The sequence below is a fragment of the Stenotrophomonas sp. genome (assembly GCF_032099025.1).
Lineage (GTDB): Bacteria > Pseudomonadota > Gammaproteobacteria > Xanthomonadales > Xanthomonadaceae > Stenotrophomonas.
In genome coordinates, this window is record NZ_DAMCID010000044.1 from 1 (window position 1) to 18,859 (window position 18,859).

At 65.6% G+C, this 18,859-nt stretch carries 11 protein-coding genes; 6 read left to right on the plus strand and 5 right to left on the minus strand.

Annotated elements, in window-relative coordinates:
* Positions 1-256 precede the first annotated feature (256 nt).
* Together RT456_RS18700 and RT456_RS18705 are read right to left on the minus strand one after the other, a co-directional pair.
* Positions 257-2,482: an NADP-dependent isocitrate dehydrogenase gene (locus RT456_RS18700; RefSeq protein ID WP_313348846.1), complete on the minus strand. Its 2,226-nt coding sequence runs from the start codon at positions 2,480-2,482 to the stop codon at positions 257-259.
* Positions 2,483-2,602: 120 nt separating this feature from the next.
* Complete coding sequence (locus tag RT456_RS18705) at positions 2,603-3,958, minus strand: GlcNAc-transferase family protein (protein ID WP_313348848.1); 1,356 nt, start codon at positions 3,956-3,958, stop codon at positions 2,603-2,605.
* 452 nt (positions 3,959-4,410) lie between these two features.
* On the opposite strand from RT456_RS18705, the gene RT456_RS18710 reads away from it, so the two are divergent.
* Positions 4,411-5,076 carry a hypothetical protein gene (locus RT456_RS18710; RefSeq protein WP_313348849.1) on the plus strand — a complete coding sequence of 222 codons (666 nt, stop codon included), beginning with the start codon at positions 4,411-4,413 and terminating at the stop codon, positions 5,074-5,076.
* A 96-nt stretch (positions 5,077-5,172) separates the two neighbouring features.
* On the opposite strand, the gene RT456_RS18715 is transcribed toward RT456_RS18710, so the two are convergent.
* Both RT456_RS18715 and RT456_RS18720 read right to left on the minus strand, forming a co-directional pair.
* On the minus strand, positions 5,173-5,676 hold the full coding sequence (locus RT456_RS18715) for a hypothetical protein (protein ID WP_313348851.1): 504 nt from the start codon (positions 5,674-5,676) through the stop codon (positions 5,173-5,175).
* A 42-nt stretch (positions 5,677-5,718) separates the two neighbouring features.
* Positions 5,719-6,015, minus strand: a complete 297-nt coding sequence (locus tag RT456_RS18720; RefSeq protein WP_313348853.1) for a LysM peptidoglycan-binding domain-containing protein — start codon at positions 6,013-6,015, stop codon at positions 5,719-5,721.
* Positions 6,016-6,158: 143 nt separating this feature from the next.
* On the opposite strand from RT456_RS18720, the gene queF reads away from it, so the two are divergent.
* Positions 6,159-6,977: an NADPH-dependent 7-cyano-7-deazaguanine reductase QueF gene (queF, locus tag RT456_RS18725; RefSeq protein WP_313348855.1), complete on the plus strand. Its 819-nt coding sequence runs from the start codon at positions 6,159-6,161 to the stop codon at positions 6,975-6,977.
* 141 nt (positions 6,978-7,118) lie between these two features.
* Here queF and RT456_RS18730 read toward each other — a convergent pair whose 3' ends face one another.
* A complete protein-coding gene (locus tag RT456_RS18730; protein ID WP_313348857.1) occupies positions 7,119-8,432 on the minus strand; it encodes a M20 family metallopeptidase in 1,314 nt (437 codons plus the stop codon).
* A 311-nt stretch (positions 8,433-8,743) separates the two neighbouring features.
* On the opposite strand from RT456_RS18730, the gene RT456_RS18735 reads away from it, so the two are divergent.
* The 4 genes from RT456_RS18735 (at position 8,744) to RT456_RS18750 (ending at position 18,717) form a co-directional block, all read left to right on the plus strand.
* Entirely contained in the window at positions 8,744-10,003 is a 1,260-nt protein-coding gene (locus tag RT456_RS18735) for an efflux RND transporter periplasmic adaptor subunit (RefSeq protein WP_313348859.1), read from the plus strand.
* Positions 10,004-10,089: 86 nt separating this feature from the next.
* Positions 10,090-13,320: an efflux RND transporter permease subunit gene (locus RT456_RS18740; RefSeq protein WP_313348861.1), complete on the plus strand. Its 3,231-nt coding sequence runs from the start codon at positions 10,090-10,092 to the stop codon at positions 13,318-13,320.
* Entirely contained in the window at positions 13,317-16,439 is a 3,123-nt protein-coding gene (locus RT456_RS18745) for an efflux RND transporter permease subunit (protein ID WP_313348862.1), read from the plus strand. The genes RT456_RS18740 and RT456_RS18745 overlap by 4 nt, the downstream gene beginning before the upstream one ends.
* Positions 16,440-16,635: 196 nt before the next feature.
* Entirely contained in the window at positions 16,636-18,717 is a 2,082-nt protein-coding gene (locus RT456_RS18750) for a TonB-dependent receptor (protein WP_313348864.1), read from the plus strand.
* Positions 18,718-18,859: the final 142 nt, after the last annotated feature.

The following is an 18,859-nucleotide window of genomic DNA, read 5'->3' on the forward strand; positions in this document are numbered from 1 at the left end:
TCGCAGGCAAGGGTATGGCGGCCCCGCGCTCGCCCCACCGGCAGCCGCTGTTGAGGGACATTCGCAGGCAAGGGCATGGCGGCCCCGCGCTCGCCCCACCGGCAGCCGCTGTTGAGGGACATTCGCCGGCAAGGGCATGGCGGCCCCGCGCTCGCTCCACTGGCAGCCGCGCCTGATTCAGCGCGCGCAGAACCAAAAAAACCCGCGCCGAAGCGCGGGTTTTCATTCTCGATCGCCACGAGGGCGGAATCGAGCCTTACAGTGCGGCCAACGCCTGGTTGAACGTGCTGCTCGGGCGCATCGCCTTGCTGGCCTTGGCCACGTCCGGACGGTAGTAGCCGCCGATATCGACCGGCTTGCCCTGCACCGCGGCAAGCTCTTCAACGATGGTCTGTTCGTTGTCGGCCAATGCCTTGGCGAGCGGGGCGAAGCGGGCCTTCAGCGCGGCATCGTCGTCCTGCGCGGCCAGGGCCTGGGCCCAGTACAGCGCGATGTAGAAGTGGCTGCCGCGGTTGTCGATGCCACCGAGCTTGCGCGACGGCGACTTGTCATTGTCCAGGAACTGGCCGTTGGCCTGGTCCAGGGTCTTGGCCAGCACGGTGGCACCGGCGTTGTCGTAGCGGTTGCCCAGATGCTCCAGCGAGGCCGCCAGCGCGAGGAACTCGCCCAGCGAATCCCAGCGCAGGTAATCCTCTTCCACGAACTGCTGCACGTGCTTGGGTGCCGAACCGCCTGCACCGGTCTCAAACAGGCCGCCGCCGGCCATCAGCGGCACGATCGACAGCATCTTGGCGCTGGTGCCCAGCTCCATGATCGGGAACAGGTCGGTCAGGTAATCGCGCAGCACGTTGCCGGTCACCGAGATGGTGTCCTCGCCCTTGCGGATGCGGTCCAGCGAGAACGTGGTGGCCTCGACCGGCGCCAGGATGCGGATATCCAGGCCGCTGGTGTCGTGGTCCTTGAGGTAGGTGTCGACCTTGGCGATGACCTGGGCGTCGTGCGCACGCGCGGCATCCAGCCAGAACACGGCCGGCGTGCCGCTCAGGCGCGCGCGGTTGACGGCCAGCTTGACCCAGTCCTGGATCGGCGCGTCCTTGGTCTGGCACATGCGCCAGATGTCGCCGGTCTGCACGGCGTGTTCGAAGACCACGGTGCCGGCGTCGTCGGTCACGCGCACGGTGCCGTCCGCCGGAATCTGGAAGGTCTTGTCGTGCGAGCCGTACTCTTCCGCCTTCTGCGCCATCAGGCCCACGTTGGGCACCGAGCCCATGGTGGCCGGATCGAATGCGCCGTGGGCGATGCAGTCGTCGATGACGGCCTGGTACACGCCCGCATAGCAACGGTCCGGAATGACGGCCTTGGTGTCCTGCAGCTTGCCGTCGGCATTCCACATGCCGCCGGAGTCGCGGATCATCGCCGGCATGGACGCATCGACGATGACGTCGCTGGGCACGTGCAGGTTGGTGATGCCCTTGTCGGAGTTGACCATTGCCAGGCCCGGGCGCTTGGCGTACTCGGCAGCCAGGTCGGCCTTGATGGCGGCCTGCTCGGCTTCGGGCAGCTGCGGCAGGCGCGCGAACAGGTCGCCGATACCGTTGTTGGGATCGAAGCCAGCCTGCTTGAGCACGTCGGCGTGCTTGGCCAGCACGTCCTTGTAGAACTCTTCCACCACCACGCCGAACATGATCGGGTCGGAGACCTTCATCATGGTGGCCTTGAGGTGCAGCGAGAACAGGACGCCCTTGGCCTTGGCGTCGGCGATCTGCGCCTGCACGAAGGAGGCCAGCGCGTTGCGGCTCATCACGGCCGCATCGACGATCTCACCGGCCTTGACCGCGGTCTTTTCCTTCAGCACCACGGTCTTGCCGTCGGCCTGCTGCAGTTCGATCTTCAGAGTGCCGGCGGCAGCCAGCGTGGCCGACTTTTCGCTGCCGTAGAAATCACCGCCGTCCATGTGCGAGACGTGCGACTTGGATTCCTTCGACCACTTGCCCATGCGGTGCGGGTGCTTGCGGGCGTAGTTCTTGACCGACAGCGGCGCGCGGCGGTCGGAGTTGCCTTCGCGCAGCACCGGGTTCACCGCACTGCCCTTGACCTTGTCGTAGCGCGCCTTGATGTCGCGCGACACGTCGTCGCTGGGCACGTCCGGGTAGTTCGGCAGGGCGAAGCCCTGGTCCTGAAGTTCCTTGATGGCCGCCTTCAGCTGCGGCACCGAGGCGCTGATGTTGGGCAGCTTGATGATGTTGGCATCCGGGGTGGTCGCCAGCTGGCCCAGTTCGGCGAGGTGGTCGGCTTCCTTCTGGTCGTCCTTCAGGTAATCCGGGAACAGGGCCAGGATGCGGCCGGACAGCGAGATGTCACGGGTTTCAACTCCGATGCCGGCGGTGGCGGTGTACGCCTCGACGATCGGCAGCAGCGACTGGGTTGCCAGGAACGGGGCTTCATCGGTAAGCGTGTACAGAATCTTGGGCGTGTTCGACATGGGGGACTGTGCTCTCCGGGTTAACCCCCGCATTGTCGCGGTTTCAGACCCGGGGAGCAAAGCCGGACCATACGCGACGGTATTGGAGCACTCCTCCTTCCCTCACCCCGGCGCTACCCGTCAAGCGTGCAGCTCCCATGCGGATATGGAGAAGAATCGCTCGGCATCGGCATGACTGGTCTCGGACTGGAGCAGCAGCGTGGTCGGCAGGCCGGCGGGAGACGATGAGAATCTATGTGCGAATTCCAAGGCAGAGTGCTCGACCAGCGTGCAGATCTCCTCCAGTGAAAGACTCTTGATGGGAGACTCACGACCGGACCGATCTCTCATTGCGACTTCCACCGAATAGACCTCGAAGTCCGAAGCCGCGGTGAGGTTCACCGATATCTGCATGGTTCGCTTGCAGATCAGGCCACTTTCCCACTGCTCATCGCTCAGATGCGTGTGTTCAGGCTCAGGTTCACCCAAGTCGGTCGCACTCCGGTGAACCCCACGATGGGAGAAACTGAGTCCTGCGAACCGTTCGTAATGATGTAGCGACCGAAGACCTCCAAGACCGTAACACGTGCTGTCCGACGGGTTGTCATTCGGCTGAATGCCAAGGAGTGATAGCGCCCGACCTACTGATGCAAACGCCAGGTCGTCCGCGGATTCGGGGATCAGTTCCTTCAGCTTCGCCTCTTCAGTCAAGTCCTCCCAGACCTCTGGAGCAGAAGAAGCATAGTCATGCCAGAGAAGTGGCAGGTGTGGATGAAAAAAGTCGTAGCCATGGGTGTGGGCACGTGCTGCCATGACAATTTCTTCCGTAAAGAAAAACTGGTTCGGATCCTGCCTGACCTCCTCAACGAAACGACCGTCGGAGAACACGAAGCCTCCGCTCATGAATCGGGCTCTCAACGGTGCATTGAATCTACCCTCAGGAAGCATCAGCGCCCTGAAACTAACGATGCCCATGGGCGTGAAGGTATCCACAAGCATGGCCGACGCCTGTTCCTGGCGCCCGTCGGGATAGGACGCTGGTGAGAACGCGGGGGGATAGCCGGTCAACAGCGGCTTGGCCGATGTCTCCCTGAGTGACTCCAGCATTGCAACCATCTGCACGTCCCACCCCTTGATGAATCGATGGTGCGCGTCTATCTGCAGGCTGTATCTCTCACCCGCGAATCGTTGCTGGGCGACGCTTCGCGCCCATCCAGCACCCTTCGCCTCGAGGTACGGAACATCCACGAGCTCAATCTTGACACCTCTGAACTCCATAAAGTGGACAGCGCGACTATCGAATGATCTTGTGCATGAGAACTCGAAGCCGGATGCGATGAACTCATCAGCAGTCTCTTCAGCAGAATGCTGCCAGCACACTACAACACGAAGGTCGCTCGGCGCCCGCGCCTGCAGCACAAGGTCGATCAGCGTGGGCACCAGTTGTGGATCTCTGTAGCTCGGGATCTGTACGAAAATTCGATGCGGAGTAGTCATTGATCCATGATCCGCCCGGAGACTTGTGCCAGATTGGGACTTGGTGCACACCTTCCACCGGACCATTATTTTTAGGAGAAATACGAGTGTGTGCGGCCCAACGCAACCTGAAAATCCTCCCGTGGCGATCTGTCCATGGAGCGGGAGATAAGAGTGAAATCACGCATCGTCAGCGGCTTGCTGCTGGGAACCGGGCTCGCACTTAGCCCAGGAGAGGCGGAAGCGTCTTCAACCATGGTCTTCGAGGGAAAGCGATACTTCTGCCAGACCCGCTGCGAGGTTCTCGTCTCAAGCGGTCCGCCCAGGGTTGTGGACGCGGCGGGGGGGTGGGTCAGAAGGCCTACATTGCAACCCGTCCCAACCCTGCCTCCCTACCCTTGCGACTATTGGTGCTAGGAGGATCAGATGACAAAACTTCTCCAGCCTATGGCAAAAGATGGCGCGCAATGGGTATGAAATCCCATCTCTCCCTGCCCTTCTGTGCCCTGATACTTTGTCTCGGCTGCTCGCGCGATGATGCGAAGAGCCCGAAAGACTCAGCCGAGCACCTCGGGCCTGTTGGCGCTGTAAGCACTGGCAAAACCGATGCCGGGGCGCATCAACGCGTCGAGAGGGGCGTCAGCGAGCCTGGGAAATTGCTACCTGTAGCGGGAGCTCAGACCAAGAACAATCAGCCTGTAACAACCTCATCATCAAGCCACTTGGAAGCCGAGTCCATATTCATCGAACAGGGGGGCATCTCCTCAGTCAACGCTGATGAGGCGATGAGCTCAAGTGAGAGCTTTTCCAAAGCCTTGCAGGAGATTGGCCGCGAGGCGGAGAGAAGCATGGAGGCCCAAGACCAGGCAGATCACTATCGACGTGTCTTGTCACGCGCTATTGGTAACGATGGCGCGGTGGCGGATTTCTCCTGCGGCCTGAGCGTATGCATGGGATCGGTGCATTCCCGGCTGGATGTGGATAACGAGCAATGGACGCTGAAATTTCTCGATGACCCCGCAACACGCATCTTCGGCCATGTGGGTGCGATTGAGCAGATGGGCAATTTCAATGAGATCCGCTTCATCTTTTCAACGGATCCCGACCTGCCTGGAATCGTGGTACCCATCAAAGATTGAGACGGCGGAGCACATCGGCCGCATCACGCACCAAAAAAGACGCAGCCTCGCGGCTGCGCCCATCGTGAGTCCGTGCCGGGAGAGAGTCGGCGGGACTTACTTGACCTCAAACTCCTGCGGCGTTCCGGCCGCCTTACCATCTACCGTGACTTCCGCGCGGTACTTGCCCGCCGGCCAGCCATTGGCATTCGTGAAGCTGATGTTGGTGGTCTCGGCACCGGTGGTGTTCAGCGCCTGGCTCTGTTCGCCCGCCACCTGGCCATCCTGGTAGGTCAGCTTGGCGCCGACATTGGCGTTGCTGGCACTGCCTTCGGTGCGGATCGAGACGATGATGATGTCCTTCGGCGCGAACAGCGCGGCCTGGGCCACGGACTTGTCGGCGGCGGCGGTCTTGCCGACGGTGACGCCGGCGACGTTCACCGCAGAGGCGGCCGCGGTCATCGGCTGCGGTGCAGGCTCGGCCGGGGTCGTCGCTGCCGGGGTCATGGCCGCCGGTTGGGCGTTGGTGTCGGCGGTGTCATCTTTCTTCTTGCAGCCCGCCAAGGCCACGGTGGCCAGAAGGGCGGCGAGTACGGCAGCACTGATGGACGTCTTCTTCATGGAATTCCTCCCTGGGAATAAGTGGTTTTCGCGTGGAACGGCTCAGCCTTTGGCCGGCAACTTGAGGGTCTGTCCCGGGAAGATCTTGTCCGGGTCATCCAGCACGTCGCGATTGGCCTCGAAGATCTGCGTCCAGGCATTGGCATCGCCCAGTTCATTCTTGGCGATCTTGGACAGTGAGTCGCCGGACTTTACGGTGTAAGAGCTTTCCCCCACCTTTTCGGCGGTGGTATCCACCGACGAAGTGACGCCGGAGAAATCGGCTTTTTCCACCTTCTGCGCGGTGGTATCCACGCTGGAGGTGACACCGGAGAAATCGGCCTTCTTGTCGGTACTCATCCACACGCTCCCGTTTTGAATATGACGACCTGGATCGCAAGGTGTCACAGGCCTTGTTAATGGGGCATGGCGCAGGCGTGAAGGCTTCGGGAGGTTTTCTGAACAGGGCGGCCGGCAGCCGCCTCCCACGTTAAAATGGCGGCATGAATACCCCCCAGGACTCCAGCCTCGGTCGAGAGGTTGCTTACCCGTCGCAGTACGACCCCAGCCTTCTGTTCCCCATTCCGCGCCGCGCCGCGCGCGAGGAGATCGGGGTGGATGACGCCCACCTGCCGTTCGTCGGCCACGACCGCTGGCAGGCGTACGAGCTGAGCTGGCTGGACCGGCGTGGCAAGCCACGGGTGGCGGTGGCCACCATCAGCGTGCCGTGCACCTCGCCCAATCTCATCGAATCCAAGTCGTTCAAGCTCTACCTCAACTCGCTCAACAGCACCCGCTTCGACGATGACGAGCAGGCGCGCCAGCAGATAGCGGGCGACCTGTCGGCATGCGCGGGTGCGGTGGTCAACGTGGTGTTCGGCGTGCCGGTGCTGGTTGACGATACCGAAGGCGAGTCGCTGGATGGGCTGGACGTGGCGATCGAACGCTACGGGCCGCCGGCGCCGGAGTACCTGTCGGCCGACGCCGGCCAGGTGGTGACCGAGACGCTGAGCTCGGCCCTGCTCAAGTCGAACTGCCCGGTGACCGGCCAGCCCGACTGGGCCAGCGTGAGCGTGCGTTACCGTGGGCCGCGCATCGATCGTGAGGGTCTGCTGCGTTATCTGGTGAGTTACCGCGAACACGCCGAGTTCCACGAACAGTGCGTGGAGCGCATCTTCAACGAGATCACGCTGCGCTGTGGCCCCGACTGGCTGGAAGTGGAAGCGCGTTACACCCGCCGTGGCGGACTGGACATCAACCCGTGGCGGGCCACGGCCGGCATCGAGCAGCCGGCGCGGACGGTGCGGGACCTGCGGCAGTAGTGCCGGCCGCTGGCCGGCTGCAGGGATCGCCGGCCATGCGGGGAGCCGGCCAGCGGCCGGCACTACCGGGTTGTTTTGGCCATGCGGGGAGCCGGCCAGCGGCCGGCACTACCGGTTGTTTTGGCCGTGCGGGGGGCCGGCTCAGCTCTTCGGCGCGTTGAGGAAGTCCAGGCTCACCTGCAGCAGCGCACGCAGGCCCACGTCCAGCGCCTTCTCATCGAGCAGGAACTTGGGCGAGTGGTTGGCCGGGGCCTTCGCCGGGTCGATTCCCTCGCTGGTGGAGCCGACGAAGAAGAACATGCCCGGGACCTGCTGGGCGTACAGCGAGAAGTCCTCCGCGCCCATCTGCAACGGCGGCTCGTACACGTTGGCCTCGCCCACCACGGCCTGCAGGCTGGGCAGCATGCGCGCGGTCAGCGCCGGGTCGTTGACGGTGGCAGGGTTGCCCTCGGACTCGTAGATCTCGGTCTCTGCCTTGGCACCATGCGCGGCGGCCGTGTGCTCGGCCACGTTGCGCAGGTCGGCGAAGATCTGCTGGCGCATGCCCTCGTCGAAGGTGCGGATGGTGCCCACCATCTCCACTTCATCAGGGATGATGTTGTAGCGGATGCCGCCCTTGATCGCGCCGAAGGACACCACCGCCGGCTGCTTGGAGATGTTGGAGCGGCGGCTGACGATGGTCTGCGCGGTGCCCACCAGGTCGGCGGTGGCCACGATCGGGTCCACCCCGTACCACGGCGCCGAGCCATGGGTCTGGCGGCCGATCACCTTGATCCCGAACCGATCCGAGGCCGCCATCAGCGGGCCGCCACGCACCGCGATCTGCCCGGCCTGGACACTGGAGAACACGTGCAGGCCGAACACCGCGTCCGGCTTGAAGTCGGCGAACAAGCCTTCCTTGAGCATCAGTGCGGCGCCGCCCTCTTCCGGCGACGGCGCGCCTTCTTCGGCGGGCTGGAAGATCAGCATCACTTCGCCGGGCAGGTTCTCGCGCATCTTCACCAGCGCGTCGGCCACGCCCAGCAGGGTGGCGGTATGCGCGTCATGGCCGCACGCATGCATTACCCCGACCGGCTCGCCACGGTAGGTGCTGGTGGCCTTGGAGGCGAATGGCAGGCCGGTCTGTTCGGTCACCGGCAGCGCGTCCATGTCGGCGCGCAGCGCGATGCGCGGGCCGGGCTTGCCACCCTTGATGATGGCCACCACGCCATGGTGCGCAATCCCGGTCTTCGGCTTGAGCCCCATCGCGCGCAGCTGCTCGGCGACCTTGGCCGAGGTGCGCTCCTCGCGGTTGGACAGCTCCGGGTGCTGGTGGAAATCGCGGCGCCACTGCACGACCTGGGCCTGGAGACGGGCGGCCGCGGCGGTCACTTCCGGGCGTTCGGCAGGGGCGGCCGCGGCCAACGCGGGCGAGGCGAGAAGCAGGGCGGACAGCAGCAGCGACAGACGGGGCATTCGGGTCTCCACAAAGGCGTTCGAGAGCGTTGAACCTGAATGTAGGGCATCAGAGCGGTTTTCGCTGTAACTTTCGGCGCCGCCGAACGTTGTGCGGGTGGGGCAGCCGACTAACAGTCGGCTCTACCCGGTCGCGTCAGGCAGTGGCCCTTGCGATCGGGTCTGCCCGTCGGTTTCACCTGTTGAACCTTGTGGGCCGCGGGTGGTCTGACCGCCCGTCCCATCCGTCATGCATGAAAGGTCACGGCTGCCGGGTATGCTTTGTGCCTGCCAACCGGGCCCTGCCCTTCGCCAGCCTCAGGAGTTTTTGAATGTCGCGTTTCTGGAAGATCGTGCTGCTGGTGATCGCAGTGCTGGTGGTGGGCTTGGTCGGCATGCATATGCTCCGTGGTGGCAGGTCCAGCGACGCCAAGGGTGGCCCGCAGGCCGAGGCCGGCAAGGACGGCAAGGACGGCCAGCGCGATAACGGCCCGGTGCCGGTGACGGTCATCGATGCGGCCCGCCAGGACGTGCCGGTGTATGCCAGCGCGCTGGGGACGGTGAGCGCGATGAACACCGTGACGGTCAGCCCCCAGGTGGGCGGCCAGCTGATCAGCCTGAACTTCAAGGAAGGCCAGGAAGTGAAGCAGGGCGAACTGCTCGCGCAGATCGACCCGCGCTCGCTGCAGGCCAGCTATGACGAGGCGGCCGCCGCCAAGCGCCAGAACGAGGCGCAGCTGGCCACGGCCCGCTCGAACTACCAGCGCTCCAATTCGGTCGAATACCGGCAGTACGTGGCCAGGACGGATCTGGACACCCAGCGCAACCAGGTGGCCCAGTACGAAAGCGCCGTGGCGGCCAACGAGGCCAGCATGCGCGCCGCCCAGGTGCAGCTGCAGTACACCCGCGTGACCGCACCCATTTCGGGTATTGCCGGCATCCGTGCGGTGGACGCCGGCAACGTGGTCAGCGCCGGGACCGCGCTGGTCACCCTCACCCAGATCCACCCGATCCACGTGGTGTTCAACCTGCCCGAACGCCAGCTGCCGGAGGTGCGCCAGGCGCAGCAGGCCGGTCCGGTGACCATCGCCGCGCTGGACCGCAACGATTCGCACGTGCTCACCGACGGCGGCACGCTGGACGTGGTGGACAACCAGATCAGCAGCGACAGCGGCACCTTCCGTGCCCGCGCCCTGTTCAACAACACCGACAACAGCCTGTGGCCGGGCCAGTTCGTCAACGTGCGGATGCAGCTGCGCATGATCGCCGGGGGCGTGGTGATCCCCACCCAGGCCGTCATGCGCGGTCCGGACGGCGAGTACGTCTACATCGTCAAGCCGGACAACACCGTGGCCATGCAGACGGTGAAGAGCGGCGTGGAAGTGGGCGACAGCAACATCCAGATCACCGAAGGCCTGAAGGGCGGCGAGCGCGTCGTCAGCGAAGGCCAGTTCCGGCTCAAGCCGGGCAGCAAAGTCACCGCACTGAAGCCGGGCGAAACCCCGGCCGCACCGACCGAGGCCGAACTCAAGGCCGCCCAGCAGAAGCAGGGCGATGGCGGCGGTGGTCGCCGTGGCGGCGGACCGCGCTGACCGCGCGCGCCGCACCCGCGCTGCCGGCTCCCGGGCCGGCGCGCGTCTCCTGCCACTCCGCTTGATGTAACAGCAAGGATCCGCCCGTGGGCTTTTCGACGATCTTCATCCGCCGCCCCATCGCCACCTCCCTGCTGATGGCGGGCCTGCTGCTGCTCGGCATCCTGGGCTACCGCCAGCTGCCGGTGTCGGCGCTGCCGGAAATCGATGCGCCCAGCCTGGTGGTGACCACCCAGTATCCCGGTGCCAACGCCACCACCATGGCCTCGCTGGTGACCACGCCGCTGGAGCGCCAGTTCGGGCAGATCTCCGGGCTGGAACTGATGACCTCCGACTCGTCGGCGGGGTTGTCCACGATCATCCTGCAGTTCGCGATGGACCGCGATATCGACATCGCCGCGCAGGACGTGCAGGCCGCGATCCGCCAGGCCACCCTGCCCTCGTCGCTGCCCTACCAGCCGGTGTACAACCGGGTGAATCCCGCCGACGCGGCGATCATCACCCTCAAGCTCACCTCCGATACGCGCCCGCTGCGCGACGTCAACAACTACGCCGACTCGATCCTGGCCCAGCGCCTGTCGCAGGTGCAGGGCGTGGGCCTGGTCTCGATCGCCGGCAACGTGCGCCCGGCCGTGCGCATCCAGGTCAATCCGGCGCAGCTGTCCAACATGGGCCTGACCCTGGAAGACCTGCGCAGCGCGCTCACCCAGGCCAACGTCAACGCGCCGAAGGGCTCGCTCAACGGCAAGACCCAGTCCTACAGCATCGGCACCAACGACCAGTTGACCAGTGCGGCCGACTACCGCGCCACCATCATCAGCTACAAGAACGGCGCGCCGGTGCGGCTGTCGGACGTGGCCAACGTGGTGGACGGCGTCGAGAACGACCAGCTGGCCGCCTGGGCCGACGGCAAGCCGGCGGTGCTGCTGGAGATCCGCCGCCAGCCCGGCGCGAACATCGTGCAGACCGTTGAACGCATCCGTGCGTTGATGCCGCAGCTGCAGAACGTGCTGCCGGCCGACGTGCACCTGGAGGTGTTCTCCGACCGTACCGAAACCATCCGCGCCTCGGTGCATGAAGTGCAGTTCACGCTGATCCTGACCATCGGCCTGGTGGTCGCGGTGATCTTCGTGTTCCTGCGCCGGCTGTGGGCCACCATCATCCCGTCGGTGGCGGTGCCGCTGTCGCTGGCCGGTACGTTCGGGGTGATGGCGTTCGCCGGCATGTCGCTGGACAACCTGTCACTGATGGCGCTGGTGGTCGCCACCGGGTTCGTGGTCGACGATGCGATCGTGATGATCGAGAACATCGTGCGCTATATCGAACAGGGCAAGAGCGGTCCCGAAGCGGCCGAGATCGGCGCGCGCCAGATCGGCTTCACCGTGTTGTCGCTGACCGTGTCGCTGGTGGCGGTGTTCCTGCCGCTGCTGCTGATGCCCGGCGTGACCGGTCGCCTGTTCCACGAGTTCGCGTGGGTGCTGAGCATCGCGGTGGTGTTGTCGATGCTGATCTCGCTGACGCTCACTCCGATGATGTGCGCCTACCTGCTCAAGCCCGATGCCCTGCCCGACGGCGAAGACGCGCATGAGCGTGCAGCGGCCGCCGGCAAGCAGACCGTGTGGAGCCGCACCGTGGGTCTGTACGAGCGCAGCCTGGACTGGGTGCTGGACCACCAGCCGCTGACGCTGGCGGTGGCCGCCGGTGCGCTGGTCCTCACCGTGGTGCTGTACATCGTTATTCCCAAGGGCCTGCTGCCCGAGCAGGACACCGGGCTGATCACCGGCGTGGTCCAGGCCGACCAGAACATCGCCTTCCCGCAGATGGAGCAGCGCACCAAGGCCGTGGCCGAGGCACTGCGCAAGGACCCGGCGGTGACCGGCGTGTCGGCCTTCATCGGCGCCGGCAGCATGAATCCCACCCTCAACCAGGGCCAGCTGTCGATCGTGCTGAAGGAGCGCGGCGACCGCGACGGGCTGGACGAGATCCTGCCGCGCCTGCAACAGGCGGTGGCCGGCATTCCCGGCGTGGCGCTGTACCTCAAGCCCGTGCAGGACGTGACCCTGGATACGCGCGTGGCCGCCACCGAGTACCAGTACTCGCTGTCGGACGTGGAGAGCGCGCAGGTCGCGCTGCAGGCCGCGCGCCTGACCGAGGCGCTGCGCCAGCGCCCGGAGCTGGCCGACGTGGACAACAACCTGTCCAACCAGGGCCGTGCGCTGGAGCTGAACATCGACCGCGACAAGGCCAGCGTGCTGGGCGTGCCGATGCAGACCATCGACGACACGCTGTACGACGCGTTCGGCCAGCGCCAGATCTCCACCATCTTCACCGAGCTCAACCAGTACCGCGTGGTGCTGGAAGTGGCACCGGAATTCCGCACCAGCACCGCGTTGATGAACCAGCTGGCCGTGGCCTCCAATGGCAGTGGCGCGCTCACCGGCAGCAACGCCACCAACTTCGGCCAGGTCACCTCGTCCAATTCGTCCACCGCCACCGGCATCGGCGCGCAGAACACCGGCATTCCGGTCGGTGCGGGCAACATCATTCCGCTGGCCGCGCTGGCCGAGGGCAAGGTCACCAGCACGCCGCTGGTGGTCAGCCACCAGCAGCAGCTGCCGGCGGTGACGGTATCGTTCAACATCGCCCCGGGGTATTCGCTGTCCGATGCGGTCAAGGCCATCGAGGAGACCCGCGACAGCCTCGACATGCCCTCGCAGGTGCATGCGCAGTTCATCGGCAAAGCGGCTGAGTTCACCGGCAGCCAGACCGACGTGGTGTGGCTGCTGCTGGCCTCGCTGGTGGTGATCTACATCGTGCTGGGCGTGCTGTACGAGAGCTACATCCACCCGATCACGATCATCTCGACCCTGCCGCCGGCCGGCGTGGGCGCGCTGCTGGCGCTGATGGTGTGCGGGCTGAGTCTGTCGGTGGACGGCATCGTCGGCATCGTGCTGCTGATCGGCATCGTCAAGAAGAACGGCATCATGATGGTGGACTTCGCGATCGAGGCGCGCCGTGCCGGCGCCAACGCACATGAAGCGATCCGCCGCGCCTGCCTGCTGCGCTTCCGTCCGATCATGATGACCACCGCCGCCGCCATGCTGGGCGCGCTGCCGCTGGCGCTGGGCACCGGCATCGGCTCGGAGCTGCGCCGCCCGCTGGGCATCGCCATCGTGGGCGGGCTGCTGCTCTCGCAGCTGGTCACGCTGTACACCACGCCGGTGATCTACCTGTACATGGAGCGCTTCTCCGAGCGGTTGCGCGTCCGCCGTGAGCAGCGTGCGCTGCGCCACGCGGCCACGCAGGACCGCGCGTGAACATCTCCGGGCCGTTCATCCGCCGCCCCATCGGCACCGCGCTGCTGGCCATCGGCCTGTTCGTGATCGGGTTGATGTGTTACCTGCAACTGGGGGTGTCGGCCCTGCCGAACATCCAGATCCCAGTGATCTTCGTGCATGCCAGCCAGTCCGGCGCCGATGCCACCACCATGGCCTCCACGGTGACGGCACCACTGGAACGCCACCTGGGCCAGCTGCCCGGGGTGGACCAGATGCGCTCGTCCAGCTCCGAAGGCAGCTCGCTGGTCTTCATGATCTTCCAGAGCGGGGTGGACATCGACTCGGCGGCGCTGGACGTACAGACTGCCATCAATTCCGCGCAGGCCGACCTGCCCTCGGGCCTCGGCTCGCCGATGTTCCAGAAGGCCAATCCCAACGACGATCCGGTCATCGCCATCGCGCTGACCTCGCAGACCCAATCGGCCGACGAGCTGTACAACGTGGCCGATTCGCTGCTGGCCCAGCGCATCCGCCAGATCAGCGGTGTGTCTTCAGTGGATATCGCCGGCGCCTCCACCCCGGCGGTACGGGTGGACGTCAACCTGCGCCTGCTCAACGCGCTGAACCTCACGCCGGACGACCTGCGCAACGCGGTACGCGCGGCCAACGTGACCTCGCCCACCGGCTTCCTGACCGACGGCAACACCACCACCGCGATCATCGCCAACGACTCGGTGGCGCGCGCGGCCGACTTCGCCAACCTGGTGATCAAGACCCAGGACGATGGTCGGGTGATCCGCCTCAAGGACGTGGCCAACGTCTACGACGGCCAGCAGGACGCCTACCAGGCCGCCTGGTTCGACCACAAGCCCGCGGTGGTGATGTACGTGTTCACCCGCGCCGGCGCGAACATCGTGGAGACGGTGGATCGGGTCAAGGCGCAGATCCCGATGCTGCGCGACTACCTGCAGCCGGGTACCACGCTCACCCCGTATTTCGACCGCACGCCGACCATCCGTTCCTCGCTGCATGAAGTGCAGATCACGCTGCTGATCAGCCTGGCGATGGTGATCCTGACCATGGCGCTGTTCCTGCGCCGGCTGGCGCCCACGCTGATCGCGGCCATCACCGTGCCGCTGTCGCTGGCCGGTGCCGCGCTGGTGATGTACGTGTTCGGCTTCACCCTGAACAACCTGAGCCTGCTGGCGCTGGTCATTGCGATCGGCTTCGTGGTGGACGATGCGATCGTGGTGATCGAGAACATCATGCGCCACCTCGACGAGGGCATGCCGCGCATGCAGGCGGCGCTGAAAGGCGCGCACGAGATCGGCTTCACCATCGTTTCCATCACCGCCTCGCTGGTGGCGGTGTTCATTCCGCTGCTGTTTGCCAGCGGCATGGTCGGCGCGTTCTTCCGCGAGTTCACCGTCACGCTGGTGGCGGCGATCGTGGTGTCCATGATTGTCTCGCTGACGCTGACGCCGGCGCTGTGCAGCCGCTTCCTCAGCGAGCACACCGAACCGGAGAAGCCCTCGCGGATCGGTCGCTTCCTGGATGCCACGCACGACCGCATGCTGCGCGTGTACACCGTGTGCCTGGACTTCTCGTTGCGCCACGCACTGCTGCTGTCGCTCACCCCCATCCTGCTGATCGTGGCCACGGTGATGCTGGCCGGTGCGGTCAAGAAGGGCTCCTTCCCGGCACAGGACACCGGCCTGATCTGGGGCCGCGCCAACTCCAGCGCCACGGTGTCCTTCGAGGACATGGTCAACCGCCAGCGCCGCATCACCGACATGCTGATGGCCGACCCGGCGGTGAAGACCGTGGGCGTGCGCCTGGGCAGTGGCCGCCAGGGCTCCAGCGCGCAGTTCAACATCGAACTGAAGACGCGCAAGGAAGGCCGCCGCGAGACCACGGCGCAGGCGCTGGCACGGTTGAGCGCCAAGGCCGACCGCTACCCGGACCTGGAGCTGCGCCTGCGCGCGATCCAGGACCTGCCCAGCGACGGTGGTGGCGGCAACAGCCAGGGCGCGCAGTACCGCGTCTCGCTGCAGGGCAACGACCTGGCCCAGCTGCAGGAGTGGCTGCCCAAGGTGCAGGCGGCACTGAAGAAGAACCCCATGCTGCGCGACGTCGGCACCGATGTGGACACCGCCGGGCTGCGCCAGAACGTGGTGATCGACCGCGCCAAGGCCGCGCGCCTGGGCGTGTCGGTGGGTGCGATCGATGGTGCGCTGTACGGCGCCTTCGGCCAGCGCCAGATCTCGACCATCTACTCGGACATCAACCAGTACAGCGTGGTGGTGAACGCACTGCCCGAGCAGACGGCCACCCCGCGCGCGCTCGATGAGATCCATGTCAGGGCGGGCAATGGCGAGATGATTCCGCTGACGGCCGTTGCCCACCAGGTACCCGGGATGGCACCGCCGCAGATCACCCACCAGAACCAGTACACGACCATGGACCTGAGCTACAACCTGGCACCGGGCGTGAGCACGGGGGAAGGCGAGGCGATCATCAAGGCCACCGTGGATGGGCTGCGCCTGCCGGGCGACATCCGCATCAGCGATGGCGGCGGCTTCAATGTGCAGCTCAACCCCAACTCGATGCTGATCCTGGTGTTGGCGGCGATCATCACCGTGTACCTGGTGCTGGGCATGCTGTACGAGAGCCTGGTGCACCCGGTGACGATCCTGTCCACGCTGCCGGCGGCCGGCGTGGGCGCGCTGCTGGCGCTGTTCGTGACCAACACCGAGCTGTCGGTGATCTCGATGATCGCGCTGGTGCTGCTGATCGGCATCGTCAAAAAGAACGCGATCATGATGATCGACTTCGCGGTGGTGGCCCAGCGCGAGTACGGCAAGAGCGCGCTCGAGGCCGTGCGCGAGGCCAGCATCGTGCGTTTCCGCCCGATCATGATGACCACCATGGTGGCGATCCTGGCCGCGGTGCCGCTGGCCATCGGGCTGGGCGAAGGTTCCGAGCTGCGCCGCCCGCTGGGCATCGCGATGATCGGCGGCCTGCTGTTCTCGCAGAGCCTGACCCTGCTCAGTACGCCAGCGTTGTACGTGATCTTCTCGTGCCTGCAGCAGCATTGGCGCACATGGCGCGCGCGCCGCCGCGAGAAGGCGATGGTGAAGCGCGCCGCACGCGCGTAACGGACCCGATCCGTGCGTCATTTGACGCAGGACACGCAAAAGAGAACAATTCGCACCAGCCACGGTCCTGCCGCGCTCCGCGCACCGCGCTGCATCCGCCTTCCGCGGGCAGTGCCCCGACTCAGCCACGCCCTCTTCTCTCCGCTTTCAACCGATCGCGGACGGTGTGCTGCTGTCCGCAGAGGACCCCTACGACATGCATGTTTCTGTACGTCCACGCCGCGCCCTGCGCCCGGCCCTGCTTGCGCTTTCGCTGTCACTGGCCTGCACGGCCCATGCCCAGTCCGCCACGGATGCCCCGGCACGTGGCCGTTCGGCCACCGAACTGGATGCGGTCAAGGTCACCGCCGAACGTACGCATAGCGAAACCGGCGCGCTCGGCGACCGCGCGGTGCGCGATACCCCGTTCGCGATCTCCGTGGTCGGCCGCGAAGACATCGAGAAGCGCCAGGTGGTGTCGCTGGGCGAAGCATTCCTGACCGACCCGTCGGTGGTCACCCAGGTCAGCGCCTACGCCAGCGGCTGGAGCTCGCCGATCCGCAACCGCGGCATCGACCTGAGCTACGACAGCTACCGCGTCAACGGCCTGCAGGTCTCGTCCTGGGGCACCGAGTGGCCGCTGGAAGTGATGGAACAGGTGGAACTGCTCAAGGGCCCCGGTGGTTTCATGTACGGCTTCGGCCAGCCGGGCGGCATCGTCAACTACGTGACCAGAAAGCCGACGGACACCACGACGTTCTCCGCACAGGTGGGCTGGCGCGAGCAGGGCATCGTCAGCGGCCAGGTCGACGTGGGCGGCCGCGCGGGCAACGACGACATGTTCGGCTACCGCTTCAATGCCTACCAGGAGAAGGGTGAGACCTTCAACGGCGGCGAGGTCAACCGCAAGGTCGGCGCGCTGTCGCTGGATGCACGCCTGAGCGATTCGCTCACCTGGACCTTCGATGGCGTGTTCCAGGAACGCGACCTGAGCGAGGAATCGCCGCAGTACTACTTCATCGGCCTCACCGAACTGCCGCGCCCGATTGCGGGCGATGTGAACAACGCCATCCCGGGCACGTACTACGACACGCGGTCGAGCCTGCTCTCCACGGCGTTGAACTGGCAGATCAACACGGACTGGAAAGCGAGCCTGAGCTACGGCTACACCTCGTCGTGGAACGACGTGAACAAGATCTTCGCCTACATCGACGACGTGAACGGCGACTACGACGTCAACGTTTACGAGCTGGGCGGCAAGAGCGAGTGGAAACTGGCCCAGGCCATCGTGCAGGGCCGCGTCCAGACCGGCCCGCTGTCGCACCAGCTGGTCGCCGGCGTCTCGCACCAGACCGGACTGGGCTGGGACCGTCCCTACGAGTGGAGCACCATTGGCCGCGGCAACCTCTACCAGCGCCCGACGCTGCGCCATGACGCCGTCGGCTCGCGCGAGATGACACGCGGCAGCGAAACGGTACAGCAGGCGGTGTTCGTCAGCGACACGGTGGACGTCGGCCACGGCTGGTCGGTGCTGGCCGGGGCGCGCTACAACGATTTCGAGAACAAGGGCAGCTACCACACCTATCCGGTCACCCCGACCTACGCGGTGATGTTCAAGCCGGCCGATGCCGTAACGCTCTACACCAGCTACGTCGAATCGCTTGAAGCGGGCAGCCGCGTCGGCAGCGACTACATCAACGCCGGCGACGTGCTCGACCCGACCATCAGCAAGCAGTTCGAGATCGGCGCCAAGATCGAGTATTCGCGCTGGAACGCCAACGCCGCCGCCTTCCGCCTGGAGCGCGGCGCCAACATCGACCGCCTCACCAGCGCCGGCAAGCTACTGGTACAGGACGGCATCACCCTGTACGAAGGCGTGGAAGTCAGCGGCGACGTACGCCTGACCGATGCCTTCACCCTGGGCGGCGGCGTCACCTGGCTCGACCCGACCTACGACAAGCTCTCTCCCGACAGCAGCACCCAGCAAGGCAACCGCACCACGGGCGCCGCCCGCTGGAACGGCGTCGTGCACGCCGACTACAGCGTGCCGCAGGTGGAGGGCCTGAGCCTGTACGCGCTGGCGCGCTACTACGGCGATGTCTACTACGACGCCGACAACACGCTGAAGCTGCCCGACTACACCCTGGTCAACGCCGGCGTCGGCTACCGCATGCAGGCCAGCGGCCACCCCATCACCTGGCGCGCGAGCGTCGAGAACCTGACCAACAAGAAATACTGGTCCAACGCCGGCATCGGGCTGCCGCGTACGTTTGCGGTGAGCGTGCGGTTTGATCTGTAAGCGCAGGGCGTAGAGCGTAGCGTTTCAGTTTTCCGAGCGGGGAGGCCGACGGGCAGCCCCGACAGTTGGCTGCGTGGGGTGGGAAGAAGCAGCCAGGCAGGGCCTGGCTCTACGGCTTTCCATGGCCGCCGGCACATTGTCG